The sequence below is a fragment of the Micromonospora sp. CV4 genome (assembly GCF_003667455.1).
Taxonomy (GTDB): Bacteria; Actinomycetota; Actinomycetes; order Mycobacteriales; family Micromonosporaceae; genus Micromonospora.
In genome coordinates this window covers 1-24,402 of sequence record NZ_RCVI01000274.1, presented here as the reverse complement: position 1 = coordinate 24,402, position 24,402 = coordinate 1, and the positions used below count along the sequence as shown (strand labels likewise).

Annotated in this window: 27 protein-coding genes; 13 read left to right on the top strand and 14 right to left on the bottom strand. The window is 73.6% G+C overall.

The window, feature by feature from the left end; all coding sequences use genetic code 11:
- Positions 1 to 230: 230 nt before the first annotated feature.
- Positions 231 to 1,166: a DUF2332 domain-containing protein gene (locus EAD98_RS16745; protein ID WP_121654994.1), complete on the top strand. Its 936-nt coding sequence runs from the start codon at positions 231 to 233 to the stop codon at positions 1,164 to 1,166.
- A 30-nt stretch (positions 1,167 to 1,196) separates the two neighbouring features.
- Here the strand turns inward: EAD98_RS16745 and EAD98_RS16740 are convergent, their stop codons facing one another.
- The 3 genes from EAD98_RS16740 to EAD98_RS16730 form a co-directional block, all read right to left on the bottom strand.
- Entirely contained in the window at positions 1,197 to 2,132 is a 936-nt protein-coding gene (locus tag EAD98_RS16740; protein ID WP_121654993.1) for a GNAT family N-acetyltransferase, read from the bottom strand.
- Positions 2,129 to 3,109 (bottom strand): MerR family transcriptional regulator, encoded by a 981-nt coding sequence (locus tag EAD98_RS16735; RefSeq protein ID WP_121654992.1) that lies wholly within the window; start codon positions 3,107 to 3,109, stop codon positions 2,129 to 2,131. Before EAD98_RS16735 ends, EAD98_RS16740 begins: the two co-directional genes overlap by 4 nt.
- A gap of 303 nt (positions 3,110 to 3,412) precedes the next feature.
- A complete protein-coding gene (locus EAD98_RS16730; RefSeq protein ID WP_158609809.1) occupies positions 3,413 to 4,708 on the bottom strand; it encodes an MFS transporter in 1,296 nt (431 codons plus the stop codon).
- 179 nt (positions 4,709 to 4,887) lie between these two features.
- On the opposite strand from EAD98_RS16730, the gene EAD98_RS16725 reads away from it, so the two are divergent.
- The 3 genes from EAD98_RS16725 (at position 4,888) to EAD98_RS16715 (ending at position 6,847) form a co-directional block, all read left to right on the top strand.
- Complete coding sequence (locus tag EAD98_RS16725; RefSeq protein WP_121654990.1) at positions 4,888 to 5,877, top strand: asparaginase; 990 nt, start codon at positions 4,888 to 4,890, stop codon at positions 5,875 to 5,877.
- Positions 5,878 to 5,921: 44 nt separating this feature from the next.
- Positions 5,922 to 6,176, top strand: a complete 255-nt coding sequence (locus EAD98_RS16720) for a DUF5522 domain-containing protein (protein WP_121654989.1) — start codon at positions 5,922 to 5,924, stop codon at positions 6,174 to 6,176.
- Positions 6,177 to 6,298: 122 nt separating this feature from the next.
- The gene (locus EAD98_RS16715) at positions 6,299 to 6,847 is read left to right on the top strand and encodes a hypothetical protein (RefSeq protein WP_121654988.1); all 549 of its coding nucleotides are present in this window, start codon (positions 6,299 to 6,301) and stop codon (positions 6,845 to 6,847) included.
- 33 nt (positions 6,848 to 6,880) lie between these two features.
- Here the strand turns inward: EAD98_RS16715 and EAD98_RS16710 are convergent, their stop codons facing one another.
- The gene (locus EAD98_RS16710; protein WP_121654987.1) at positions 6,881 to 7,570 is read right to left on the bottom strand and encodes a metal-dependent transcriptional regulator; all 690 of its coding nucleotides are present in this window, start codon (positions 7,568 to 7,570) and stop codon (positions 6,881 to 6,883) included.
- Positions 7,571 to 7,670: 100 nt separating this feature from the next.
- Between EAD98_RS16710 and EAD98_RS16705 the strand changes: the two genes are divergently transcribed.
- The 3 genes from EAD98_RS16705 to EAD98_RS16695 are packed head-to-tail and all read left to right on the top strand — an operon-like array spanning position 7,671 to position 12,332.
- Positions 7,671 to 8,531, top strand: coding sequence for a sulfurtransferase (locus tag EAD98_RS16705; RefSeq protein ID WP_121655017.1), 861 nt, complete (start codon positions 7,671 to 7,673; stop codon positions 8,529 to 8,531).
- 38 nt (positions 8,532 to 8,569) lie between these two features.
- Positions 8,570 to 9,751, top strand: a complete 1,182-nt coding sequence (locus EAD98_RS16700) for an acetoin utilization protein AcuC (protein WP_121654986.1) — start codon at positions 8,570 to 8,572, stop codon at positions 9,749 to 9,751.
- 25 nt (positions 9,752 to 9,776) lie between these two features.
- Complete coding sequence (locus EAD98_RS16695) at positions 9,777 to 12,332, top strand: bifunctional GNAT family N-acetyltransferase/acetate--CoA ligase family protein (RefSeq protein WP_121654985.1); 2,556 nt, start codon at positions 9,777 to 9,779, stop codon at positions 12,330 to 12,332.
- Positions 12,333 to 12,342: 10 nt separating this feature from the next.
- Here EAD98_RS16695 and EAD98_RS16690 read toward each other — a convergent pair whose 3' ends face one another.
- The 4 genes from EAD98_RS16690 to sigB form a co-directional block, all read right to left on the bottom strand.
- Positions 12,343 to 12,750 (bottom strand): VOC family protein, encoded by a 408-nt coding sequence (locus EAD98_RS16690; protein ID WP_121654984.1) that lies wholly within the window; start codon positions 12,748 to 12,750, stop codon positions 12,343 to 12,345.
- Complete coding sequence (locus EAD98_RS16685; RefSeq protein WP_121654983.1) at positions 12,747 to 13,253, bottom strand: SRPBCC family protein; 507 nt, start codon at positions 13,251 to 13,253, stop codon at positions 12,747 to 12,749. The genes EAD98_RS16690 and EAD98_RS16685 overlap by 4 nt, the downstream gene beginning before the upstream one ends.
- Positions 13,250 to 13,627: a helix-turn-helix transcriptional regulator gene (locus EAD98_RS16680; RefSeq protein ID WP_121654982.1), complete on the bottom strand. Its 378-nt coding sequence runs from the start codon at positions 13,625 to 13,627 to the stop codon at positions 13,250 to 13,252. The genes EAD98_RS16685 and EAD98_RS16680 overlap by 4 nt, the downstream gene beginning before the upstream one ends.
- Positions 13,628 to 13,750: 123 nt before the next feature.
- Entirely contained in the window at positions 13,751 to 14,767 is a 1,017-nt protein-coding gene (sigB, locus tag EAD98_RS16675; protein ID WP_121654981.1) for an RNA polymerase sigma factor SigB, read from the bottom strand.
- Between the two features lie 232 nt (positions 14,768 to 14,999).
- Here sigB and EAD98_RS16670 point away from each other — a divergent pair, with 232 nt between their 5' ends.
- Positions 15,000 to 15,788, top strand: a complete 789-nt coding sequence (locus EAD98_RS16670; RefSeq protein WP_121655016.1) for a sporulation protein — start codon at positions 15,000 to 15,002, stop codon at positions 15,786 to 15,788.
- Between the two features lie 7 nt (positions 15,789 to 15,795).
- Here EAD98_RS16670 and dtd read toward each other — a convergent pair whose 3' ends face one another.
- Together dtd and EAD98_RS16660 are read right to left on the bottom strand one after the other, a co-directional pair.
- Positions 15,796 to 16,218, bottom strand: coding sequence for a D-aminoacyl-tRNA deacylase (gene dtd, locus EAD98_RS16665; RefSeq protein WP_121654980.1), 423 nt, complete (start codon positions 16,216 to 16,218; stop codon positions 15,796 to 15,798).
- Positions 16,218 to 17,702: a methyltransferase gene (locus EAD98_RS16660; protein WP_199723436.1), complete on the bottom strand. Its 1,485-nt coding sequence runs from the start codon at positions 17,700 to 17,702 to the stop codon at positions 16,218 to 16,220. The genes dtd and EAD98_RS16660 overlap by 1 nt, the downstream gene beginning before the upstream one ends.
- 104 nt (positions 17,703 to 17,806) lie before the next feature.
- Between EAD98_RS16660 and EAD98_RS16655 the strand changes: the two genes are divergently transcribed.
- Positions 17,807 to 18,385 (top strand): HhH-GPD-type base excision DNA repair protein, encoded by a 579-nt coding sequence (locus tag EAD98_RS16655; RefSeq protein ID WP_121654979.1) that lies wholly within the window; start codon positions 17,807 to 17,809, stop codon positions 18,383 to 18,385.
- 17 nt (positions 18,386 to 18,402) lie between these two features.
- On the opposite strand, the gene EAD98_RS16650 is transcribed toward EAD98_RS16655, so the two are convergent.
- Positions 18,403 to 18,714 (bottom strand): hypothetical protein, encoded by a 312-nt coding sequence (locus EAD98_RS16650; protein WP_074318058.1) that lies wholly within the window; start codon positions 18,712 to 18,714, stop codon positions 18,403 to 18,405.
- Positions 18,715 to 18,727: 13 nt separating this feature from the next.
- The gene (locus EAD98_RS16645; protein WP_074318059.1) at positions 18,728 to 19,015 is read right to left on the bottom strand and encodes a hypothetical protein; all 288 of its coding nucleotides are present in this window, start codon (positions 19,013 to 19,015) and stop codon (positions 18,728 to 18,730) included.
- A gap of 104 nt (positions 19,016 to 19,119) precedes the next feature.
- Here EAD98_RS16645 and EAD98_RS16640 point away from each other — a divergent pair, with 104 nt between their 5' ends.
- Positions 19,120 to 19,479 carry a DUF3099 domain-containing protein gene (locus EAD98_RS16640; protein WP_199723435.1) on the top strand — a complete coding sequence of 120 codons (360 nt, stop codon included), beginning with the start codon at positions 19,120 to 19,122 and terminating at the stop codon, positions 19,477 to 19,479.
- Between the two features lie 45 nt (positions 19,480 to 19,524).
- On the opposite strand, the gene EAD98_RS16635 is transcribed toward EAD98_RS16640, so the two are convergent.
- Both EAD98_RS16635 and EAD98_RS16630 read right to left on the bottom strand, forming a co-directional pair.
- A complete protein-coding gene (locus EAD98_RS16635) occupies positions 19,525 to 20,424 on the bottom strand; it encodes a carbohydrate kinase family protein (protein WP_121654978.1) in 900 nt (299 codons plus the stop codon).
- Positions 20,421 to 21,353, bottom strand: a complete 933-nt coding sequence (locus tag EAD98_RS16630; RefSeq protein WP_121654977.1) for a pseudouridine-5'-phosphate glycosidase — start codon at positions 21,351 to 21,353, stop codon at positions 20,421 to 20,423. Before EAD98_RS16630 ends, EAD98_RS16635 begins: the two co-directional genes overlap by 4 nt.
- A gap of 90 nt (positions 21,354 to 21,443) precedes the next feature.
- Between EAD98_RS16630 and EAD98_RS16625 the strand changes: the two genes are divergently transcribed.
- From EAD98_RS16625 to EAD98_RS16615, 3 genes are all read left to right on the top strand, one after another.
- Complete coding sequence (locus EAD98_RS16625; RefSeq protein WP_007456912.1) at positions 21,444 to 21,662, top strand: DUF3039 domain-containing protein; 219 nt, start codon at positions 21,444 to 21,446, stop codon at positions 21,660 to 21,662.
- 40 nt (positions 21,663 to 21,702) lie between these two features.
- Positions 21,703 to 22,365 (top strand): trimeric intracellular cation channel family protein, encoded by a 663-nt coding sequence (locus EAD98_RS16620; RefSeq protein ID WP_121654976.1) that lies wholly within the window; start codon positions 21,703 to 21,705, stop codon positions 22,363 to 22,365.
- Between the two features lie 199 nt (positions 22,366 to 22,564).
- Positions 22,565 to 24,298: a DEAD/DEAH box helicase gene (locus EAD98_RS16615; protein WP_121654975.1), complete on the top strand. Its 1,734-nt coding sequence runs from the start codon at positions 22,565 to 22,567 to the stop codon at positions 24,296 to 24,298.
- Positions 24,299 to 24,402 lie beyond the last annotated feature (104 nt).

Below are 24,402 nucleotides of genomic sequence, written 5' to 3'. Positions count from 1 at the left end.
CGAGGTCGGGGCAGCGCCGTTTCCGGCCGTGTTGAGCCTGGAGGAGGACGGGTGTCGCGAGCCGCGTATACCTCAGAGGCATATTTATGACCCTGAGGTATACGGCTCACCGGAGTGGGCGCTCCCGGACGCTCACCGCTTGCCGGCAGGCCGGTCCGAACCGCGCGGGCGGTGAGTGGCATCGGGGACACGGGTGTGACGTGCCGGCGGATGGCTGCGACGATCGGGGCATGACGACCGCTGAGGCGTACACCAGGTTCGCCGGCCGCGAGGTGCGCGGGGTCTCGCCCGCGTACGAGCGGCTGTCCCGGGCGGTGTCCCGTGACGACGAGGTGCTCGCCCTGCTCGACGGGCTCCCGCCGGCCAAGCGGCAGCCGAACCTGCTGTTCGGCGTCGTCCGGTGGCTCGGTGGCCCGGTCGAGGACCCGGCCGCGTTCCACGACTACACCCTGGCGAACTGGCCGACCATCGAGGCGCAGGTACGGGTCCGGGCCACCCAGACGAACGAGGCCGGCCGGTGTGCGGTCCTGCTGCCGGTGCTCGCCGCGCTGCCGCAGCCGCTCGCTCTGCTGGAGGTCGGCGCGTCCGCAGGGCTCTGCCTCTATCCCGACCGGTACGCGTACCGCTACGGCGAGCACCGGGTCGGCTCCGGCGAGCCGGTCCTGGAGTGCGTGGCCAGCGGCTTCGCGCCGCCGGCCCGCGTACCGGAGGTGGTGTGGCGGGCCGGCCTGGACCTCAACCCGCTCGACGTGACCGACGCCGGCGACGTGTCCTGGTTGGACGCGCTGATCTGGCCCGAGCACGAGCACCGGCGGGCCCGGTTGCGGGCCGCGGCGGCGGTCGCGGCGGCCGATCCGCCGCTGCTGGTCCGCGGTGACCTGGTGGACGACCTGCCGGCGCTGGCCGCGCGGGCGCCCGCCGGCGCGACCCTCGTGGTGTTCCACACCTCCGTGCTCTACCAGGTGCCCACGCCGCGCCGGGAGGCGTTCGTCCGGCTGGTCCGGGGGCTGCCCGGGCACTGGGTCGCCAACGAGGCGCCGGAGGTGCTGCCGTACGAGGGGCTGCCGGAGCCGCCGGAGGAGGGGCTGCACAACGTCCTCGCCTTGGATGGGAAGCCGCTGGCGTGGACCCGGGGGCACGGCCAGGCGATGACCTGGTTCGCCTGACGCCCCCCGGGGCTCGATGCCGGATACGGGTCAGAGCGAACGGCTGAACTCCATCCGGTCGGCGAAGTTGTCGTAACCCGCGCGCTGAAATCCCTTGAACATCGCGATGTTCTGTACGTCGCAGTCGCCGCGGATCTCTGTGGCGCCGTTCGCCGCCAGGATCGCCGTACCCCGTGCCACGACCGACGAGCTGTAGCCCTTGCCCCGGTGGGCGGGAGCGACACCGACGAAGCCGATCACGGGAAAGGCGGGGCTGTGCGCCGGGAGGCTGATCACGGCCGGGGTGCCGTCGGCGTCGTACCCGATCTCCCACCACTGCGGCTCGTGGTGGAGTCCGGCTGATTCCTCGAACAGCAGCTCCGCGGCCTTGCGCTGGCCGTGACGGCGTACGTCTTCGGACAGCCGGGCGTCGGCGGTGTCGGCGAGCAGGGCCTCCAGCAGGTCGACGAAGGGTTCGGGGCCCAGGTCGGCGAGGGATCGGAATCGAAGCCGCTCGTCCTGTGCGGGCAGTTCCCCGCCGGCCAGCCAGCGGAAGCGCCGGCCGTCGCGGGCCACGGTGAATCCAGCCCGGCGCAGCAGTTCACCGCGCCGCTCGGGATGGCGCTGAAACTGTGGTGCCTGGGCCGGGGAATCCACCACGTGCCCCAGTTCCGTGGCACCGAGCGTCCTGGCCAGGGTGGCCATCTCCGCGAGCAGGGCGAGCCCGACGGTCAGGTCGGGGTCGTCCCAGGGGGCTTCCAGGAGCACGACATCGCTCGGCATGTCGTGGCCCGGCACGGTCCACCCGGCGACGCTGCCGATCAGACGGTCGCCGTCCTCGGCCACCAGGCACCACTCCGGCCGCGTGCAGCCCTTGATGAGTAGGTCGGTCAGGTAGGTGCTGGTCGCGGCATTGCGTCCGGCATCGTTCGGGTACTGGACGAGCCCGGGGATTTCGTCGGAGCGGGCGGCACGGATCGTGGTCACAGGACGGGCCCTTCGGTGTGGGTGTGGGGCAGCTTACGCAAGTTTCGGATCGGCATCCGACCGCGCAGGGCCCGGATGAACCAGTCCAGCGCCGGCGCGGTCTGCCCGCCCGTCGGCCAGCCGTTGACCACCGCGAGCAGGTCGAGGTAGCGGTCCCGGCGGGGATCGTTCGCGGTCTCCAGCCGGCTCAGCAGTCGACGCCGTAGATCGGCGCCGTCGGACTGGCCGCTGAGCTGCGCGTACCGGCCGGTGACGGTCGCCACGATGGCGTCGGCGGCCGGCGAGGTCGGGTCGACGCCGGCCGCCAGGGCGGGTGCCACGGCGTCCCGGACCACAGCGACAGCATCCGGGCGGGGCAGCCCCGGGACGTCTTGGTCGGCGGCGTACTGCCGCACCAGTCGCCGCATGCCGGCACGGAAGTCCGGGTCCCGGGCCAACTCGGCCAGCTCCACCCACGCCTGTATCTGCGCCGCGCTGGGCTCGTCGGGTAGCTCCGGGGTCAGCGATCGCATGATCCCCGGGTACACCGGCACGGTGGCCAGGCCGTCGAAGACGGCGTCGAGGAAGTCGTCGACCAGCCGGCGACGCTCCTGCCCGGAAAGCCGGGCCAGGGTGTGCAGCAGCTCCAACTCGTCGGCTCCGCCGCCGCGCCGGGTCGCCGTGGTGAGCACCGCGTGGCGTAGCCGCAGGACGCGGATCTGCACCGCCAACGCCTCGGCGTGTGCGGCGGCCACCTCTGCCAGCGGCACCTCATGGTCGACCACCCGACGGATGGCGGCGAGGTCCACGCCGAGGTCGCGCAGCGTCCGGACCAGCTCCAGCCGGGCGACCGCGTCGGGGCCGTAGCGGCGGTAGCCGGCCGGACTCCGGTCGGTGGGCGGCACGATTCCCCGGTCGGCGTAGTACCGGATGGTCTTGACGCTCAGGCCGGTACGCCGGGCCAGGTCGCCGATCGTGTAGCGCGTTTCCCCGTTCATGCCCCCACCCTGCTGTCTCCCCCCACTGGAGACTCAATCCGACACCGGCGGCGGCCGCTGACCACGTCCCGGCCGGCGCCGCCGACGGCCGGGAGCGCCGCCTGCGCTGACCCGCCGCCGGCCGGGCCCGGCACCGCGCGAGTGTGGTGCCGTCGGGCGCGGCGAAGGTGGCCATGAGTACACCCTCCCAGGACGGTTGGCCCGTGTGGAACCGTCCGGGCGACGTGGGCCAGCGGGCCCCCTCGTGGCACAGCAGGACGACGCCGTTGCCGAATACCCGGCTGCCGGGCGAATCGTCGGACCCTACGACGAAACCGTCGGATCCTTCGACGGCACCGGCGGCATGTCCCGCATCCGGCGCAGCGGGGAGCAGACCACGAACAGGCACGCGGCCCAGGTGCCCAGCACGCACACCCACAGCGCCCCGCGCAGCCCCAGCTCGGTGCCGAGCGCGCCGCCGGTCAGCGCACCGAGCGGGATCACCCCGAGGCAGATCCACAGGAACGCCGCATTGACCCGGCCGAGGATCGCCGGTGGGGTGATCCGCTGCCGGTACGACATCGCCGCCACGTTGAACAGCACCGCGTTCGCCGAGAACGCGGCCAGCCCGACCCCGTAGACCAGCAGTCCCCAGCCGGGCCGCGCCAGCGGCATGAGCAGGTAGAACGGACCCGGTGCGGCCATCGCCACCCAGATCACCCGGGCCGAGCCGAGCCAGGCGGTCAGCCGGGCGGCCAGCACCCCGACGACCAGCCCGCCGACCGCGCTGACCGAGAAGACCAGCCCCACCTGCACCGGGCTGGCGTGCAGCTCCCGCACCAGGAAGGTCACCTCGATCGAGCCGGACGCCATCACCCAGAAGTTCGACCAGGTGGTGCATGCCAGGATGCTGACGAGGATCGGTTGCCGCCGGATGAAGGTGAGCCCGTCGGTCAGCTCCACCCGCAGGGGCACCCGGGGGGTCGGCTCGCGGCGCACCGGCGCCTCCCGGATGAGGACCAGCGTCAGCGCGCTGACCAGGAAGGCGAACCCGTTGGTCAGGAACGCCCGGGCGGCGCCGACCAGTCCGATCAGGACGCCGCTGACCGTCGGGCCGACGAGTTCGGCGGCATCCTCGCTGATGGTGAGCTTCGCGTTGCCGTCGACCAGCAGGTCCGCCGGCACCAGCCGGGGCAGCAGGCTCTTGTACGCCACGGTGAACAGCACGGTCAGCACCCCGCCGAGCCCGACCACCACGTACAGGAAGGGCAGGGTGAGCTTGCCGATCAGGGCGGCCACCGGCAGCGACAGCATGAGCGCGGCCCGACCCAGGTCACACGCGATCATCAGCCGCCGCTGGTCGAGCCGGTCGGCGAGGATGCCCGCCGGCAGGGAAAAGAGCAGATACGGCAGCCAGGCCAGGACGGTCAGCAGGGAGACCTGGAAGACGCTGGCGTCCAGGACGTTGGCGGCGAGCAGCGGCACCGCCACGTTGGCGATCCGGGTGCCCAGCTCGCTGACCGTCTGACCGCCCCAGAGCAGGAGGAAGTTCCTGCTGCGCCAGAGCGACGGGCCGGGCCCGGTCGGGGTCGTTGGAGCCTGGGCCACCTGCTGGGTCACGGTCACAGCCTGTCTGTGCGGTCACGCGTGCCGCCGGCCGACGGCCCGGGGACCCTATCGGGGCCGCGTTCGCACACGACACCGCTTTTCGCGCCGCCCGGTCGGGTCCCCGGCCCGCTCGACGGAGCGGGTACGGTCCCAGGGCCGCGGCCCCTCGACGGCGAAAGGAAGGTCCACGCGTGTCCATCGCCCTGATCACCCTCGGTGGCACCATCGCGATGGGCGGCGTCGACGCCGGCCGTCCGGGCGTGGTCACCCGGCTCACCGGCGCGGACCTCACCGCCGGCGTGCCCGGCCTCGCCGGGCTGGGCGTGCCCGTGGACGTGCGGGACACCCACGCGGTGCCCAGCGCCAACCTCACCGGTCGCCACCTGCTCGACGTGGTCGCGGAGGCGTCCCGGGCGGTGACCGGCGGCGCGATCGGCGTGGTGGTCACCCAGGGCACCGACACGCTGGAGGAGACGGCGTTCCTGGCCGACCTGGTTTGGCCGCACGCCGCCCCGCTGGTGTTCACCGGCGCGATGCGCAATCCCACCCTGGCCGGCGCGGACGGGCCGGCCAACCTGCTCGCGGCGCTTCGGGTGGCCGCCGCGCCGGCCGCCCGTGACCTCGGTGTGCTGGTCGCCGTCAATGACGAGGTGCACGCCGCCCGCTGGCTGCGCAAGACACACAGCACCAGCACCGCCACCTTCACCGCGCCGAACGCCGGCCCGATCGGGCAGGTCATCGAGGGGGAGGTGCGGGTGCTGACCCGGCCGCGGCGGTACGAGCCGCTGCCGCCGGTCGACCCGGCCCGGCTCGACGCGACCCGGGTGGCCCTGTACGTGGTGACGCTGGAGGATGACGGGCTGCTGCTGGACGGGCTGGCCGACACCCATCAGGGCCTGGTGGTGGCCGGCTTCGGAGTGGGACACGTGCCCGCCGCCCTCGCCCCGGTGCTCGGGGCCCTCGCCGACCGGATGCCGGTGGTGCTCACCTCCCGGTCCGGGGCGGGTTCGGTGCTGCGGCACACGTACGGGGCGGTCGGCTCGGAGACCGACCTGCAACGGCGCGGGCTGCTCAACGGTGGGTTGCTCGACCCGTACAAGGCGCGGGTGCTGCTGCGCCTGCTGCTCGCCGTTGGTGCCGGACGGGACGAGGTGGCCGCCGCGCTGGCCCGGCACGGGTGAGGCGGGTGCCGATGCCACCCGGACGACGTCCCTAGACTGCTGCGGTGACCGGAGAGCGACGACCCCTGGCGGACCGGCCGCTCACCGAGCCGCACCCGTCCCGGCTGCCGCCCGAGCACCCCGACCGGTCCCGGATTCTCGCCGCGCACACGGCCGCGCTGGCCGCCGGAGAGGCCGGGTACCTCGACCCCGCGTCCGGGCTGTTCGTGCTCAGCGCCGGTTTCCTGGCCCGCCGGGGCACCTGCTGCGGACGCGGCTGCCGGCACTGCCCGTACGTGGACGACCCGCCCGCCGGATGAACATTGGTGGGTCGCCGGCGGACCCGCCGAACGAGGGCTTCCGCCGGGCCCGGACACCCCGTACGGTGTCCGACGGACATCCGGCGGGCACCTTCCGCCGTCGGTCGGCGAGAGGGTGGAGCGTGCGCGGGCGGATCGTGGTCGCCGGGCTGGCGGGGCTGCTGGTGAGCGGCTGCGCCGCCGAGGTCGAGCCGGTGGCGGTGCCACCGCCGGCGCCGATCGCGGTGGACGTGGCGGCGGCGTCGTCGGGTGGCGCCTGCCGCCTGCTGGACTTCACCGTCATCGAGCAGCTGGTCAAGGTGCGCTTCGACGTGGCCGCCGCCAGCGAGCGGGGCGACACGTACACCTGCGTCGTCCGGACCGAACGCGCGACGCTGCCGGAGCTGACGCTGAGCGTGACCGACGCCAAGATCGACAAGACCACCTTCGGCGCGGACGTGGTGCCCGACAAGGCGGCGAAGGTCACCGCGGTGGGTCAGCAGGCGTACCGGCGGACCCTCGCCGCCGCGAGCGGGCACGGGCCGGTCGCCGAGGTGGGGTGGCTGACCACCGAGGGACGGCTGGCCACGCTGAGCTGGACGGCGGCGCGCGGCGCCGAGCGTTCGGCGGTCGAGAAGGTGACCGGTGACCTGGTCGCACTGGCCAAGAAGGTCGACACCCGGGCGCTGTGACGCCCGGTGCCGGCCCTCCTGGCCGGCGGTTGGTCAGTTGGCCGCGACGAAGACCCGGGACGCGACCTCGCGGGGCAGCCGGACGCGGTCACCGGAGCGGTCGATCGACACCCCGTCGCGTTCCTGGGCCACGGTCACCGTGGCGCCCGGGTCGACACCGGCGGCGTGCAGCTGACGCAGCACGTCGGCGTTGGTCTGCACGCTCTCGCAGATCCGGCGCACCACGACCGGCCCGGAGAGGCCGGGGAAGGCCAGGTTGCGCTCGCCCTCGCCGGCTTCGGTGGTCTCCGGCTCGGGCGAGCCCAGCTCCTCCAGCCCCGGGATCGGGTTGCCGTACGGGGAGCGGGTCGGCCGGTTGAGCAGGTCGTACACCCGCTTCTCCACGGCGTCGCTCATCACGTGCTCCCACCGGCAGGCCTCTTCGTGGGCCTCCTCGTAGGGCATCCCGATGACGTTGACCAGCAGCAGCTCGGCGAGGCGGTGCTTGCGCATCACGGACACGGCGCTGCCGCGACCCTGCGCGGTGAGCATCAGGTGCCGGTCGCCCTCGACGGTGAGCAGGCCGTCACGCTCCATCCGGGCGACGGTCTGGCTCACGGTGGGGCCGCTCTGCTTCAGACGCTCGGCGATCCGCGCGCGCAGCGGCGGCACACCCTCCTCCTCCAACTCGAGGATGGTGCGCAGGTACATTTCGGTCGTGTCGACCAGGTCGTGAGACTTCATGACGTCAGCGGCCCTCCGGTGCACGATGGTACCTCGCAGAACGGCGATCGACCGCCGCCGAGCCGCGAGCCGACGACCCGGATGGTGTTGGATGGTCGGCATGTCCGGTACCCAGGAGCCGCTGGTCGAGGCCGACCGGCTCGCCGCCGAGCTCGACCGCGCTGATCCGCCCACCCTGCTCGACGTCCGCTGGCGGCTCACCGGTCCGCCCGGCCGCGACGATTACCTCGCCGGTCACGTGCCCGGCGCGGTCTTCGTCGACCTGGACACCGCGCTCTGCGGGCCGCCCGGCGCCGGCGGCCGGCATCCGCTGCCCGACCCGGCCGCGTTGCAGGCCGCGCTGCGGGCCGCCGGCGTCCGGGCGGGTCACCCCGTGGTGGTGTACGACGGCGGCGACGGGTTGGCCGCCGCCCGGGCCTGGTGGACGCTGCGCTGGGCGGGGCACCGACCGGTCCGCCTGCTGCACGGTGGCTATCCGGCCTGGGTCGCCGCGGGTCAACCCGTCTCCACCGCGGCGCCCACCCCGGTCCCCGGCGACGTCGAGGTGCGCCCCGGCGACCTGCCGGTGCTCGACGCCGGGCGGGCCGCCGCGCTGGCGGCGGCGGACGATGCCGTGCTGCTCGACGTGCGGGCCGAGCCCCGCTACCGGGGTGAGGTCGAGCCGATCGATCCGGTCGCCGGGCACGTCCCGGGCGCGGTGAACCTGCCCGCCGGGACGTACGTCGGCCCGGACGGGCGCTTCCCGGCGGCCGACGTGCTTCGGAAACGGTTCGCGGCCGCCGGCGTGACCGGGGAGCGGTCGGTGGGGGCGTACTGCGGCTCCGGGGTGACCGCCGCGCAGGCCGTGCTCGCCCTGCACCTGGCGGGCCGACCGGACGCGGCGCTCTACGTCGGATCGTGGAGCAACTGGGTGGCCGACCCGGGCCGGCCCGTCGCCTCGGGTCCGACACCCGGCCGCTGACCAGCGCGTGCGGACGGTCCTCGTGCGACGATGGGCCCATGTCCGACGACACGGTGGTGGTGTGGGACGAGTCGCTGCTCGCCTACGACATGGGTGACCATCCGCTCGACCCGGTCCGGGTGGAGTTGACCGTCGCGCTCGCCCGCGAGCTGGGCATCCTGGACCGCCCCGGGGTCCGCCTGGTCAAGCCGGAGCCCGCCGACGACGCCCTGCTCACCCGGGTGCACCACCCGGCCTACCTGGCCGCGGTGCGCGCCGCGCCGCGCGACCCGCTCTTCGCGGGGTACGGGCTGGGCACCTCCGACAACCCGGTCTTCGAAGGGATGCACGAGTCCAGCGCGCTGATCGCCGGCGCCACGGTGGCCGCCGCCGAGGCGGTCTGGCGGGGCGGCGCCCGGCGGGCGGTGAACGTGGCGGGTGGCCTGCACCACGCGATGCCCGCCCGAGCCTCCGGCTTCTGCGTCTACAACGACCCGGCGGTGGCCATCGCCCGCCTGCTCGACCTGGGCGCCGAGCGGATCGCGTACGTGGACGTGGACGTGCATCACGGCGACGGGGTGCAGCAGATCTTCTGGGACGATCCCCGGGTGCTCACGGTCAGCGTGCACGAGACCCCGCTCGCGCTCTTCCCGGGCACCGGTTTTCCGGACGAGACGGGTGGGCCGGGCGCGCAGGGCACCGCGGTCAACATGCCCCTGCCGCCGGGCGTCGACGACACGGGCTGGCAGCGGGCGTTTCACGCGATCGTGCCGTCGGTGCTGCGCGCGTTCCGGCCGCAGGTGTTGGTCAGCCAGTGCGGCGCCGACGGGCACCGGCTGGATCCGCTCGCCGACCTGAACCTGACGGTGGACGGGCAGCGGGCCACCTACGTGGCGTTGCGGGCGCTCGCCGACGAGCTGTGCGACGGCCGCTGGGTCGCCACCGGCGGTGGCGGGTACGCGCTGGTCGAGGTGGTGCCTCGGGCCTGGAGCCACCTGCTGGCCGTGGCAACCGGCGATCCGGTCGACCCGGCCACCCTCACCCCGGCGGCCTGGCGGGAGTTGGCCGCGGCCCGTCATCCGGGTCGGGAGGTGCCGCTGCGGATGACCGACGACGCGGACCCGTCGTATGAGCCGTGGCAGCCGACGGGCGAGCCGAACGCGGTGGACCGGGCGATCGCCGCCACCCGCAAGACGGTCTTTCCGCTGCTCGGGCTCGACCCGCACGATCCGCGGGACTGAGCCGGGCCGGGGGGAGACCGCGCCGGTGACCACCGTGGACCAGCCGTTGGACGTGTTGCTCAGCGACGGCAGCACCGTCCAGTTGCGACCGATTGGGCCGGATGACGCGCCGGCCATCGTGGCGATGCACGGCCGGTTCTCCGAGCGCACCCGTTACCTGCGTTACTTCTCGCCGTACCCGCGTATCCCCGAGCGGGATCTGATCCGCTTCGTCACCGTCGACCACCGCGACCGGGAGGCGTTCGTGGTGCTGGCCGGCGACCGGATCGTCGCGGTCGGCCGCTACGAACGGCTGGGCCCGCAGGCACCGGAGGCGGAGGTCGCCTTCGTGGTGGAGGACGCCTACCAGGGCCGGGGCATCGGCTCGGTGCTGATGGAGCACCTGGCCGATGCCGCCCGCCGCAACGGCATCATGAGCTTCGTCGCCGAGGTGCTGCCGGCCAACGGGCAGATGCTGCGGGTCTTCGCCGACTTCGGCTACCAGGTCCAGCGTGAGTTTGCCGACGGGGTGGTGCACCTCACCTTCCCGATCGCGCCGACCGAGGCGACTTTGGAGGTGCAGCGCGGCCGGGAGCACCGCACCGAGGCGCGCTCGATCGCCCGGCTGCTCGCCCCGCGCGGCATCGCCGTCTACGGCGCGAGCGCGACCGGCCAGGGCGTCGGCGCGGCGCTGCTCGGGCACCTGCGCGACGGCGGCTTCACCGGCGCGGTGGTGCCGGTGCACCCGAGCGCCTCGACCGTGGCGGGGCTGCCCGCGTACCAGTCGGCGGTCGACGCCGGGGTGCCGGTGGACCTGGCGGTGGTGGCGGTCCCGCCGGAGGCGGCGACCACGGTGGTGGCCGACGCGGCGGCCGCCGGGGTGCACGGCCTGGTGGTCATCTCCGCCGGTTTCGCGGAGGCCGGCCCCGAGGGCGCGGCGGCGCAGCGGTCACTGGTCCGCGCGGCGCACGCCGCCGGGATGCGGGTGGTCGGCCCGAACTGTCTCGGCGTGGCCAACACCGACCCGGCGGTACGCCTCAACGCCACCCTCGCCCCGGCGCTGCCGCCGGCCGGCCGGGTCGGCATCTTCAGCCAGTCCGGCGCGTTCGGGGTGGCGCTGCTCGCCGAGGCGGACCGGCGCGGCCTGGGGCTGTCCAGCTTCGTCTCGGCCGGCAACCGGGCGGACGTCTCCGGCAACGACCTGCTCCAGTACTGGCAGGACGACCCCGGCACGGACGTGATCATGCTGTACCTGGAGACCTTCGGTAATCCGCGCAAGTTCGCCCGGCTGGCCCGGCGGATCGGCCGCGCCAAACCGGTCGTGGCGCTCGCCTCGCCGGCCCGCCCGGTCGGGTTGGGCGACACCGCCGGGCCGGACGAGGTGGCCGTGGCCGCACTGTTCGCCCAGTCCGGGGTGATCCGGGTGGACACCGTGCCGGAGCTGCTCGACGTGGGGGTGCTGCTGGCCAACCAGCCGCTGCCCGCCGGTGGCCGGGTCGGCGTGGTCGGCAACTCCTCGGCTCTCACCGGCCTGGCCGCCAGGGCCTGCGCCGGGCAGGGCCTCACCGTCGTCGACGGGTACCCGCGCGACGTCGGGCCGCGCGCCGGCGCCGCCGAGTTCGCGACCGCGCTGGCCGAGACGGCCGGCGACGAGCGGGTGGACGCCCTGGTGGTCGTCTTCGCCCCGCCGCTGCCCGGTCAACTGACCGACGTGGACGCCGACGTCACCGCCGCGCTGCCGGCGGTTCTCGCGTTGGGCAAGCCGACCGTGGCGACCGTCCTGGTCGGACGGCTGCCGGCGGGCGTGCCGGCGTACGGCGGCGTGGAGGAAGCGGTGCGGGCCCTCGCCCGGGTGCACCGGTACGCCGAGTGGCTGCGCCGACCGCCCGGGATGGCGCCCGAGCTGCCCCGGATCGACCGGGCTGCCGCGCAGGCCGCCGTGCGTGCCGACACCACCGACCCGGCCGCGCTGCTGGCCGCGTACGGCATCGACGTGGTGGCGTCGGAGCCGGTCGACTCGGTCGACGGTGCGGCCGACGCGGCGGCGCGGTTGGGTTTTCCGGTGGCGCTCAAGGCCGCCGCACCCGGCCTGCGCCACCGGCTCGATCTCGGCGCGGTCCGGCTCGACCTGGCCGACGAGCCGGCGGTCCGCCGGGCGTATGCCGAGATGGCGGCGGTCTTCGGCGCGGACGTGCTGGTGCAGCCGATGGTCGCGCCCGGCGTCGCCTGCGTGGTGGAGCTGGTGGAGGATCCGGCGTTCGGGCCGGTGGTCGGCTTCGGTCTCGGCGGCGTCGCCACCGAGCTGCTCGGCGATCGTGCCTGGCGTGCGGTGCCGTTGACCGACCGCGACGCCGCCGAGCTGGTCGACGAGCCCCGGGCGGCGCCGTTGCTGCGCGGGCACCGTGGCGCCGCCCCGGTCGACCGGGCGGCCCTGGCCGACCTGCTGCTGCGGGTCGGTCAGCTGGCCGACGAGCAGCCCCGGGTGCGTTCGCTGGTCCTCAATCCGGTGCTCGCCCGCCCGGACGGCATCTCGGTCCTGCACGCGCAGGTGGGGGTGGGCGGCGTGGTCGCCCGTCCGGACACCGGCCCCCGCCGCCTGTGAGCGTGGCCGGTCAGGCGCGGCTGGAGATCTGTTGGACGCCCCAGCTGTTGCCGTCCGGATCGGCGAAGAAGACGAAGCCGACGTTGTCCATCGGGTGCGGCGTGGGGCTCGGGTTGACGCCCAGCACCTGGATCTCGCTGACGTCCACACCACGTTCGACCAACTGCGCGCGGGCCCGCTCGATGTCGGGCACCACCAGTTGCAGGCCCTTGAGCGAGCCCGGCGGCATGTCCGGGACGGCGCCCTTGCCGATCACGATCGAGCAGCCGGAGCCGGGCGGGGTCAGCTGGATGATGCGCGCGTCGTCGCTGATCACCGTGTCGTGGTCCACCGTGAAGCCCAGCTGGTCGGCGTAGAACTTCTTGGCCCGGTCCAGATCGGTGACCGGCACGATCACTACTTCCAACGTCCAGTTCATGATTGCTCTCCTCGTTCCGTCATGGTCGTGTGCAGCACCTCGGCGAGCCGTGTGTAGCTCTGCCCGACGCCCCGGGCCATCGGGTAGCGCAGCACGGTGTCCCGCCCCTCGGGGGTGGCGTAGCGCAGGGTGGTGGTGACCGTCGTGCGGCCGGCCAGCTCGGTGAACTCGTGGCTGACCAGCGTCTCGCCGGGATAGGACTGGTCGTCGAAGAGTTCGGTGCAGACCAGCCGGTGCGGTGGCTCGATCCGCCGGTAGACCCCGGCCTGGACCATCCGGGCCCCTTCCGGGCCCAGTGACACGAACCGCCACCGCCCGCCGACCCGCAGGTCGACGTCGCACTGATCCAGCCGCCAGCCGCGCGCGCCGTACCACCGGACCAGCAGCGTGGGCTCGGTGAAGGCGGCGAACACCAGGTGGGCCGGCGCGTCGAACAGCCGACTCAGCACGATCTCCCGGTCGCCCACGGTGTGTACGACGAGCGGGTCGTCGACGCCGGTCATCCGCCGGCCCCGTCCCGTGCGGCGTGCCGGCGATCGGCGTCGGTCCGTTCGACGGCCTGGAGTTCGTCGAGCAGGGCGTCGAGGCGCTGGTAACTCTCCGCCCAGTAGTCGCGGTAGTCGGCGAGCCAGGCCGTGGCCTCCCGCAGCGGTCGGGCCTCCAGCCGGCACGGCCGCCGCTGGGCGTCCCGTCCCCGGCTGACCAGGCCCGCCCGCTCCAGCACCTTGAGGTGCTTGGAGATCGCCGGCTGGCTCATCGTGAAGGGCTCTGCCAGCTCCGTCACGGTCGCCTCACCGGCCGCGAGTCGGGCGAGGATGGCCCGCCGGGTCGGGTCGGCCAGCGCCGCGAAGGTCGCGTCCAACAGTTCGGTGCCCACCGCGCATAACCTCCTGGTTTTATAACCGTGTGGTTTCTATCGCGGATCGGTGCCTCAGTCAAGCACCGGAACAGCATGGAAGGCCCCGGCGAACCGCCGGGGCCTTCCATGGGAACCGGTGCGTCAGCAGGCGTACGCCTCCAGGCGCTGGGCCCGCTCCGGCGCGCGCAGCTTCAGCAGCGTCACCTTCTCGATCTGCCGGATCCGCTCCCGGGACAGGCCGAACTCCCGGCCGACCTCGTCCAGGGTGCGCTGCCGGCCGTCGTCCAGACCGAACCGGAGCCGGATGACCGCCTGCTCCCGCTGGGACAGGGTGGCCAGCACGATGCTCACCTCGTTGCGCAGCTCGCCCTGCGCGGCCGCGTCACCCGGCTCGCCGCGCGGGTCCACCGCGGCCACGAAGTCACCGAGCGCGCTCTCGCCGTCGTCGCCGACGGCCTGGTCCAGACTGACCGGCTCCCGGTCGTACGAGATCAGTTCGATGACCTGGAACTCGGGGATGTCCAGCGCCCGGGCGACCTCGGCGACGTTGGGTTCGCGGCCCAGCGTCACCGCCAGCTCGCGGCGGGCGCGCACCATCCGGTTGACCTGCTCGACCATGTGCACCGGAATGCGGATGGTGCGGGCCTGGTCGGCCATCGCCCGCGTGATCGCCTGCCGGATCCACCAGGTCGCGTACGTGGAGAACTTGTAGCCCTTGGCGTAGTCGAACTTCTCGACCGCGCGGATCAGGCCGAGGTTGCCCTCCTGGATCAGGTCGAGAAACGCCATCCCGCGTCCGGTGTAGCGCTTGGCGATGCTGACCACCAGCCGCAGGTTCGCCTCCAGCAGGTGGTCCTTGGCCGCCCGGCCCTCGGCGACGATCAGCTCCAGATCGGATCGCAGCTCCGGCGAGACAGGGGTGCAGGTGGCGAGCTTCTCGTCGGCGAACAGGCCGGCCTCGATCCGCCGGGCCAGGTCGACCTCCTGAGCGGCGGTCAGCAGCTTCGTCCGGCCGATTCCGTTGAGGTAGGCCCGGACCAGGTCGGTGGAGATGCCGCGCTCGTCGGTGGCGTCCAGGTCGACGAGGACCTCGACACCCCCGTCGGTGCTGGTGCTGGCGGCCGGGCGCGTCCGGTTTTCCGTCATCTGCAGGACCATCTCTGTCTCTCCCCGTGTCCACGTCTGTGCCGTGTCTCCGGCCCAGTGGTGCCGGTGTGACACACAGCTTGGCGGGCGGGGCGTAAAACGGGAGTGAGGCGATCGGGCACCCGACAGGAATCCGGTCGGATCGCGGGCGCGGTGTGTGTCGCCCCGGTGTCCTTGCCCGCCCCGGTTACCGTGCCGACGGTCGGCCACCCACGGTCGGCCGTGACAGGAGATGGAGAACGACGTGGTCTTCAAGCGGCTCATGCAGGCGATGGGAGTTGGCGGCCCGTCGGTGGAGACGGTGCTGGCCGACGCGAACTGCCGACCCGGCGGCGAGTTGGAGGGCCGCATCCAGGTGGTCGGCGGTGACCACCAGGTCGACATCGACCACGTGGCACTGGGCCTGGTCACCCGGGTCGAGGTGGAGAGCGGCGACAACGACTACGACACCACCCAGGAGTTCCACCGCCAGCAGGTCACCGGCGCGTTCCGGCTGGAGCCCGGGCAGCGCCACGAGCTCCCGTTCCGCTTCGACGTGCCCTGGGAGACGCCGGTCACCGAGCTGTACGGGCAGCACCTGCACGGCATGACGATGGGGCTGCGTACGGAGCTGGAGGTGGCCCGCGCCGTCGACAAGAGTGACCTGGACGCGGTGGCGGTGCACCCGCTGCCGGCACAGGAGCGGCTGCTCGACGCGTTGCTGCGGCTCGGGTTCCGGTTCGCGCGCGCCGATGTGGAGCGTGGGCACATCTACGGCGTCCGGCAGACGCTGCCGTTCTACCAGGAGATCGAGTTCAGCCCTGCCCCGCAGTACGCCCGCTCGATCAACCAGCTGGAGGTCACCTTCATCGCCGACCCGCAGCGGATGCAGGTGGTGCTGGAGGTCGACAAGCGCGGCGGTGTCTTCACCGAGGGCCGGGACGCCTTCGGCCGCTTCACGGTCGACCACGCCACCGCCGACCGCACCGACTGGACCGCCGAACTCGACGGCTGGCTCCGCCAGTCCCTCCAACGCCGAGGCCTCTTCTCCTGACCCGCTGTCACAGGTCGAGCAGGATTGTGCGGGGGCCCACGTTGACGCTCTCGACGAGCATGTGGGCGCGGAAGCGGCCGGTCTCCACCTTCGCGCCGCGCTCGCGCAGCGCCTCGACCACCGCCGTCACCAACGGCTCGGCCACCTCGGCCGGGGCGGCGGCGGTCCAGGTCGGACGGCGGCCCTTGCGGGCGTCGCCGTAGAGGGTGAACTGACTGACCACCAGGACCGGCGCGCCAGTGTCGGCCGCGGACCGCTCGTCATCGAGGATCCGCAGCTCGTGCACCTTGCGCGCCATCGTCCGGGCGGTTTCCGTCGTGTCGGTGTGGGTCACTCCGAGCAGCACCAGCAGCCCGTCCTCGATCGCGCCGACCACCACGCCGTCGACCGTCACGCTGGCCCGGCCGACCGTCTGCACCACCGCCCGCATCAGCCGGTCACCGGCTCGATGAGGCCCCGCTCCACCAGGTGCGCGACGATCGGCCCGGCCGCCTCGGCCAGCTCGTCCGGCTCGACCTCGTGGGCGGCGGCCAGCAGGGCGAGCTGGTCACGGAGCGGCAGCCGGCCGTCGGCCCCGCCCACCAGGGCGAGCACCAGCGGGTCGACCTCCTCGGTCCACCGCAGGCCGTGCGGCATCGCGAGAACCTGCCGGTCCACCGCCCAGCCCTCGTCGCCCATGGTGGCCTCCTGCCGCAGTTGAAGGCCGTCGGCGGCCCGGTAGCGCTCGGCGAGCAACGCCTCGGTGTCGCGTACCCGCAGGAAGTCCTGGCGGTCGAACCAGGCGGCGACCTGGTCGCCCAGCGGCGGCTGCACCCGCTGGCGCAGGTCCTCCACCCGGACCACCGGGTCGGCGTGCCCGCTGCGGCGCAGCGACACGATGCCGAAGCCGATCGCCTCCACCTTGTGCGCGTCGAACCAGTCCAGCCAGGCGGCCATCCGCTCCGGGTCGGCGCTCTCGCCGACGTCGGTGAGCCACAGGTTGACGTACGCCATGGGGTCGGCCACCTCGCGCTGGATCACCCAGGCGTCCAGGCCGGTACCGGCGAACCAGCCGGCGACCCGCTCGTCCCACTCCTCACCGGCGACGTGCACCCAGTTGGCCAGGTACTGCATGGTGCCGCCCTCGGTGAGCAGGCCGGGGGCGGCGGCGGCCAGTTCGGCGCCGATCGCGTCGCCCACCCGGCCGGAGTCGCGGTAGACGTGCGTGGTGGTGCCCGGGCCGACCACGAACGGCGGGTTGCTCACCACCAGGTCGAAGCGGCGGCCGGCCACCGGCGCGACCATGTCGCCGCGCAGCAACTCCCAGTCCTGGCCGTTGAGGGCGGCGGTCGTCGCGGCGAAGCGCAGGGCCCGCTCGGAGAGGTCCGTGGCGGTCACCGAGGCGGCGTGGGTGGCCAGGTGCAGGGCCTGGACGCCGGAGCCGGTGCCGAGGTCCAGTGCGGTCCCGACCGGCCGGCGGACGGTCGCGCCGATCAGGGTCTGGGTGGCCCCGCCGATGCCGAGCACGTGCTCGGAGTGCAGCGGTCGGCCCGGTCGGGCGCTGGCCGGCACGTCGGCGAGCACCCACCAGTCGTCTCCGTACGGCTCCAGGTCGACGCCGGCGCGCAGGCCGTCGCCGTGCCGCTCGACCAGCCCGCCCGCCACCGCCTCCGCCACGCTCAGCGGCGCCAGCGCGGCGGCCACGGTCGCCTCCGACTCGGTCTGGTCGCAGATGAACACCCGGATCAGGGTGGCGAGCGGGTCGCGGTCCTCGGTGGCGCGCAGTGCCGCCCGGTAGTCGTTGCGCGCGACCCCTCCGGTGGCCTGCGAGCCGAGCCGGCCGGCGATGCCGTTGCTGGTGAAGCCGGCCCGGGTCAGCGCGGTGCGCAGCGCGTCGACGCCGGCGGGGGAGAGCAGCATGTCGTGTTCGTCCACGTCGCCATCCTGCCCCCCGCCGCGTTCCCCGTCGGCGCCACCCGCCGGATCGAACCCGGAGCGTCGGTGTTCACCCCGGGGCGGCGGCGGGGCAGGATGGTGACATGACGCTCGTGCTGCCCATCGACCCCGAGGCCAACCGGCTGCTGGAGCGCAGCCCGCTGGCCAGGCTCCTCGGCATGGTTCTCGATCAACAAGTGCCGATGGAGAAGGCGTTCTCCTCGCCGTACGTGCTGGCGCAGCGGCTCGGCCACGAGCTGGACGCGGCGGAGCTGGCCGGGTACGACCCGGAGGCCCTGGTCGCGCTCTTCGCCACCCCGCCCGCGCTGCACCGGTTCCCGAAGGCCATGGCGGCCCGGGTGCAGGAGGTGTGCCAGGTCCTGGTGGACCGCTACGACGGCGACGCCGCCCGGCTCTGGTCCGACGTCGCCGACGGGGCGGAGCTGTTCCGCCGGGTGGCCGAGCTGCCCGGCTTCGGCAAGCAGAAGGCGCAGATCTTCGTGGCCCTGCTCGGCAAGCGGTTCGGGGTGACCCCGCAGGACTGGCGGGAGGCGGCCGGCGGCTACGGCGACCCGGGCGCGTACCGGTCGGTGGCCGACGTCACCGACGCCGACTCGCTGCGTCGGGTGCGGGAGTACAAGCAGCAGATGAAGGCAGCGGCGAAGACCAAGGCCGCCGGCTGACCTGACGGAGTCGTCGCTCAGGCGGCGGTGGGGTGGGCCAGCGAGGCCAGCGCGCGCCGGACGTCGGCGAGCGAGACGGTGGCCGAGTCGTCCAGGTCGGCCAGGCCCGCCTCGATCCACTGCCGCATCAGCGTGGTGACCCCGATGCCCCGGGCGTCGGCGGCGGCCCGCACCCGCTCGTAGGTCTCCAGCGGCAGCCGGACCGACCGGCTCACCATCGGCACGTCGGTGTCGGGGGTGGGCAGGTCCACCGCCGGGCTCTCGTCGATCAGCTCGGCGATCCGGTCGTCGCCGCTGTGGAACTGCTTGGTCGCGTCGTTACGGTGCATCGTCACGGCCTCCTCATCGGCGAGATCTCCGCACGGCCTCGTCGTAGCGCTTGGACTCGACGTCGCTCAGCTCGCGGGCGGAGAGGATGTCCCAGTCGTTGTCGGTGCCGTCGGCCTCGGCGAGCAGCACCGCCAGTCGGCGGCCCCGCCGGGCGGCGGCGTAGACCACCATCACGTCGTCGCCCAGGTGGCGGATCACCCGTCGGGCGCTGTGCAGCGCCTCCCAGACTTCCCCGGGCGTGACGTCGTAGACCCTCAGGTTGGCCAACGCCTCGTCGGTGAAGCTGAACCTGCTGCCCACGTGGCGGAGCGTACCACGGGCGTAACACGCAGGGCGATGAGTCGAATTTCGCTGATCAAGCCTCTGCGGTGACAGGATGAGTCGTAATCCCCTTGAGGAGGTTCATGGTGAAGCGTCAGGCGTACCAGCCGATTCTGATCACCGACGCCTCGCGCAGCCAGAACGATCAGCTCACCAGCCGTCAGCGCCGCTATGTCCTGATGATGGGCATCCGCGTGGCGTGCATTGTTCTCGGCGCGATCCTGGTCGGCGCGAACGCCCCACTGCTCTGGCTCTGGCTGCCGCTGTGCGCCCTGGGCATGGTGCTCATCCCATGGCTGGCCGTGCTGCTGGCCAACGACCGGCCGCCGAAGGAGGAGCACCGGCTGGCCAACCGGTTCCATCACCGGCACACCGACGACACCCCGCCGATGAGCCTTACGGCCGAGGAACGCCCGCACAAGGTCATCGACGTCGAACCCTGACCCGCGAAACGGGCCAGGGTCCGAGCAGTCAGAGCCGTCGAGCGGTCAGGGCCGCGGTCGGGCGCCGACGGTGGAGACGGCCAGGGCCCCCAGGTCGGTGGCGCGGTTCAGAGCGGCCGTCGGGGTGGCGCCGGCGAGCCAGGCGGTGAGCAGACCGGCCGCGAAGGCGTCGCCCGCACCGGTGACGTCCACCACCGCCACCCGCCGGGCCGGCGCCACGCAGACCGGGGCCGTGCGGTCCACCCAGACCGCGCCGGCAGCGCCGCGCTTGACCACCACCCGCCGGGCCGTCGCCGACAACGCCCGCCCCTGCGCCGCCGGGTCCAGCCCGCCGGCCAGCACCGTCGCCTCGTCCGCGTTGACCAGCAGCAGGTCGACGTCGCGTACCCAACCCAGAAACGCCGCCGCACCGACCCGCCGCAGCGGCGCCGCGGAGGCCGCGTCGACGCTGGTGGTCAGCCCGCGCTCGCGGGCGGCCGCCAGCGCCCGCAGCCCGGCGCCGCGCGACCCGGCGTCCAACAGGGTGTACGCGGACAGGTGCAGATGCCCAGCGTCGGGCACCGCCGCGAGGGCCCCCTCGACATGCTCGACGCCGAGCCGCAGGTTCGCGCCCCGCTGGCTCACCATGGTGCGCTCGCCGTCGGTGGCCAGCACGATCACCGTGCCGGTCGGTACGCCCTCGACGCGGTCGATCGCGCAGTCGACACCCGCACGGTCGAGCTCGGCCACCCGGTCGCGCCCCGCGGCGTCGTCGCCGACAGCGCCGACGAGCGTGACGTCCACCCCCTGCGCGGCGATCCAGGCGGCCGTGTTGGCCGCCTGGCCGCCGCCGCCGAGGCTGATGTCGGCCGCGGTGTCCGAACCCGCCGCGAGCGGCCCGGACAGCACCGCGACCACGTCGGTGATCACGTCCCCGACGACGACCACCCGGGCCGGTCGGGTCATGCCGGGACGGCGCTGGCGCGGGCGGCGGCGACCGCGATCCGCGCGGCCAGGTCGGCGTTGCGCAGGATGATCCGGACGTTCACCGCCAGGCTCGCGCCCTCGGTGGCCGAGTGGAAGTGCGCCAGCAGGTACGGGGTGACGGCCTTGCCGGTCACCCCGTCCCGCTCCAGCAGGGCCAGACCGTCGGACAGGGTCCGGTCGTGCAGTTCCGGGTCGAGCTGCTCGTCGACCGGCAGCGGGTTGGCGACGATCAGGCCGCCGGCGTGCACGGCCTGCCGGTCACGGGCGGCGAGCACGGCGGCGACCTGCTCCGCCGAGTCGACCGACCAGTCCAGGTCGAAGCCGCCGTCGGTCAGGTAGAAGCCGGGGAACCGGCGGGTGCGGTAACCGACGACGGCGACCCCGAGGGTCTCCAGCCGCTCCAGCGTCGCGCCCACGTCGAGGATCGACTTGACCCCGGCGCAGACCACCGCGATCGGGGTCCGGGCCAGCGTGATCAGATCCGCCGACTCGTCGAAGGTGTGCGCGGCCTCCCGGTGCACCCCACCGAGCCCTCCGGTGGCGAACACCCCGATCCCGGCCGCGGCGGCCACCGCACTGGTCGCGGCCACGGTGGTGGCGCCGTCGGCGCCGGTCGCCGCCGCCACCGCGAGGTCGCGGACGGAGAGTTTGGTCACTCCATCGACGGTGGCCAGGCGGGTCAACTGCGCGTCGTCCAGGCCGACCACCAGCTCGCCGCCGATCATGCCGATCGTTGCCGGGACCGCTCCCGCGTCCCGGACCGCCTGCTCGATCTCCCGAGCCACCCGAAGGTTCTCCGGCCGGGGCAGGCCGTGCGAGACGATGGTGCTCTCCAGGGCGACGACGGGCCGGCCGTCGCGCAGGGCGTCGGCCACCTCGGTGCCGTAGCTGATGCGAAAGTCAGTCACGGTGGGCCACGGTACGGGGTCGGGCCCGGGCCGGCCTCAAGTGGACCCGGCCGTGATGACCTGCCAAACTTGACGGTCGGAGGTGCAGACGTGAGCACAGAGGTTCTCGAGCGTCCGGAGCTGAAGGACGCCGACACCGGTCCCGAGATGTTCCACTACGTCCGCAAGGAGAAGATCGCCGAGAGTGCCGTGATGGGCACCTTCGTCGTCGCGCTCTGTGGGGAGACCTTCCCGGTCACCAAGGCGGCCAAGCCGGGTTCGCCGGTCTGCCCCAAGTGCAAGGAGATCTACGACTCGTACCGCGAGTGAACCGCGGCCGGCGTTCCGGCCGGCGACGTAGCCTGCGGCGGTGACCACCTCCACCGCCCTGCTCGTCGCCGACCTGACCGGGGTGGCGGTCTTCGCCGCGTCCGGGGCCTCGGCCGCGGTGGCCAAGCGGCTCGACCTGTTCGGCGTCGCGTTCGTCGGCTTCGTGGCCGCCCTCGGCGGCGGGATCCTCCGGGACCTGGTCATCGACGAGGTGCCGCCGCTGGCCTTCGCCGACTGGCGGTACGTGGCGACCGCCGCGGTCACCGCGCTCGCCGTCTTCTGGCTGCACCCGCAACTCGCCCGGCTACGCACCACGGTCCTGGTGCTGGATGCGGCGGGCCTCGGGCTCTTCACCGTGACCGGCACGCTCAAGGCACTCGACGCGCGGGTGCCCGCGGTCGGCGCGTGCCTGATCGGCATGCTCACCGCGATCGGCGGCGGGCTCGGCCGGGACCTGCTCACCGCCGAGATCCCGGTGGTGCTGCGACGGGAGATCTACGCGGTGGCCGCCCTGGTCGGATCGGTCGCGGTGGTGCTGCTGTACGTCACCGGGCTGACCGGACCGATACCGCTCACCGCCGCCGCCGTGCTGGTCTTCGGGCTGCGCCTGGTCGCTCTGCGCCGACGCTGGTCCGCTCCGGTGGCGACGTTGCGCCCGCCGCGTATCGGCGGGGCGGATCCGCGCACCGACCGGGAGTGGTGAGGCGAAACCGGGGCTTCCGGGACGGCTCGGGCGGGGGTGGCCGATGTGACCAGCGTGGCGTCGCCTGGGCCGTTGGGCCCGCGCTGGTTATGCTGAGTCGGCCTTCGCGGCAGCTTCTGCGCGGAGGCGTTTTCATGGGCGGCGATACTCGTGGCCCTCGCCCGGGGTCCGCCGTCGTGCGGTCGGAGAGGAGCTTCGCGTGGCAGCCCGGACGCCGGTGCTCGAGACGTTCCCGGCACTACGTGCCTGGCAGCGCAAGGCCCTGGTGGAGTACCTGCGCCGCCGCGGCGAGGACTTCACGGCGGTCGCCACGCCCGGCGCGGGCAAGACCACCTTCGCCCTGCGGATCGCGGCCGAACTGCTCGGTGACGGCACGGTGGAGGCGGTCACGGTCGTCGCCCCCACCGAGCACCTGAAGAACCAGTGGGCCGAGGCCGCGGCCCGGGTGGGCATCCAACTCGACGCCGCGTTCCGCAACGCCGACGTCCACTCCGCGGCCGACTTCCACGGCGCGGTGATCACCTACGCCCAGGTGGGGATGGCCCCGCAGGTGCACCGGCGGCGCACCATGACCCGACGCACCCTGGTCATCCTCGACGAGATCCACCACGCGGGCGACTCCCGGACCTGGGGTGACGGGGTGAAGGCCGCCTTCGAGCCCGCCGTACGCCGGCTGATGCTCACCGGGACGCCGTTCCGCTCCGACGACAACCCGATCCCGTTCGTCAGCTACGAGCGCGGCGGTGACGGGCTGCTGCGGTCCCGCGCCGACTCGGTGTACGGGTACTCCGACGCCCTGCGCGACGGCGTGGTCCGGCCGGTGCTCTTCCTGGCGTACTCGGGGGAGACCCGCTGGCGGACCAACGCGGGGGAGGAGTTGGCGGCCCGGCTCGGCGAGCCGATGACCCAGGATCTGGTGGCGCAGGCGTGGCGTACCGCGCTGGACCCGGCCGGGGACTGGATGCCCCAGGTGCTGCGCGCCGCCGACGCCCGACTCACCGTGCTGCGCAACGCCGGGATGGCCGACGCCGGTGGTCTGATCATCGCCACCGACCAGCAGTCCGCCCGCTCGTACGCCAAGCTGATCGAGCAGGTGACCGGCGAGAAGGCCGCCGTGGTGCTCTCCGACGACCAGGGCGCGTCCGCGCGGATCGCGACGTTCGCGGCCTCGCAGCAGCGGTGGCTGGTCGCGGTGCGAATGGTGTCCGAGGGGGTGGACATCCCGCGGCTCGCCGTCGGGGTCTACGCCACCAGCGCCAGCACCCCGCTCTACTTCGCCCAGGCGATCGGCCGGTTCGTCCGGGCCCGCCGGCCCGGGGAGACCGCGTCGGTCTTCCTGCCCAGCGTGCCGCACCTGCTCGGGCTGGCCAGCGAGATGGAGATCGAGCGGGACCACGTGCTCGGCAAGCCCAAGGAATCCGACGGTTTCGACGACGATCTGCTGGAACGGGCGCAGCGCGACGATCAGGCCAGCGGTGAGCTGGAGAAGCGATTCGCCGCGCTCTCCGCCACCGCCGAGCTGGATCAGGTGATCTTCGACGGGGCGTCGTTCGGCACCGCGGCCCAGGCGGGCACCCCCGAGGAGGAGGAGTACCTCGGCCTACCCGGCCTGCTCACCGCCGACCAGGTTTCCCTGCTGCTGACGAAGCGGCAGGCCGAGCAGCTCGCCGCCCAGCGTCGCCGAGGCGCCGAGCGGGCCGCTCAGCCGGCCGGTGCGCCCGTCGCGGCGCCGCCGGCACCAATGAGTGCCGCCCAGCGCCGGGTGGCGCTCCGGCGGCAGCTGAACGCTCTGGTGGCCGCCCGGCACCACCGCACCGGCCAACCGCACGGCAAGATCCACGCCGAGTTGCGCCGGCTCTGCGGCGGCCCGCCGAGTGCCCAGGCCACCATCGAGCAGCTTGAGGAACGCATCGCCACCGTGCAGACCCTCTGACCCACCGGCACCGTCGGTCCCGCGCCCGACCCCGGGTTAGCCGTCGCCGGGCCGGGCGGGGTTGGGCACGCGGGTCCAGGTTGGAGCCGGCAGCGGCGGAGCCC

Coding starts and splice junctions, on each gene's coding strand:
- EAD98_RS16655 (WP_121654979.1), top strand. CDS start 17,807: ATGACGCTCGTGCTGCCCATCGACCCCGAGGCCAACCGGCTGCTGGAG.
- dtd (WP_121654980.1), bottom strand. CDS start 16,218: ATGCGGGCGGTGGTGCAGACGGTCGGCCGGGCCAGCGTGACGGTCGAC.
- EAD98_RS16700 (WP_121654986.1), top strand. CDS start 8,570: ATGTCCGACGACACGGTGGTGGTGTGGGACGAGTCGCTGCTCGCCTAC.
- EAD98_RS16640 (WP_199723435.1), top strand. CDS start 19,120: ATGGTGAAGCGTCAGGCGTACCAGCCGATTCTGATCACCGACGCCTCG.
- sigB (WP_121654981.1), bottom strand. CDS start 14,767: ATGGTCCTGCAGATGACGGAAAACCGGACGCGCCCGGCCGCCAGCACC.
- EAD98_RS16710 (WP_121654987.1), bottom strand. CDS start 7,570: ATGAAGTCTCACGACCTGGTCGACACGACCGAAATGTACCTGCGCACC.
- EAD98_RS16745 (WP_121654994.1), top strand. CDS start 231: ATGACGACCGCTGAGGCGTACACCAGGTTCGCCGGCCGCGAGGTGCGC.
- EAD98_RS16735 (WP_121654992.1), bottom strand. CDS start 3,109: ATGAACGGGGAAACGCGCTACACGATCGGCGACCTGGCCCGGCGTACC.
- EAD98_RS16690 (WP_121654984.1), bottom strand. CDS start 12,750: ATGAACTGGACGTTGGAAGTAGTGATCGTGCCGGTCACCGATCTGGAC.
- EAD98_RS16705 (WP_121655017.1), top strand. CDS start 7,671: ATGTCCGGTACCCAGGAGCCGCTGGTCGAGGCCGACCGGCTCGCCGCC.
- EAD98_RS16650 (WP_074318058.1), bottom strand. CDS start 18,714: ATGCACCGTAACGACGCGACCAAGCAGTTCCACAGCGGCGACGACCGG.
- EAD98_RS16635 (WP_121654978.1), bottom strand. CDS start 20,424: ATGACCCGACCGGCCCGGGTGGTCGTCGTCGGGGACGTGATCACCGAC.
- EAD98_RS16685 (WP_121654983.1), bottom strand. CDS start 13,253: ATGACCGGCGTCGACGACCCGCTCGTCGTACACACCGTGGGCGACCGG.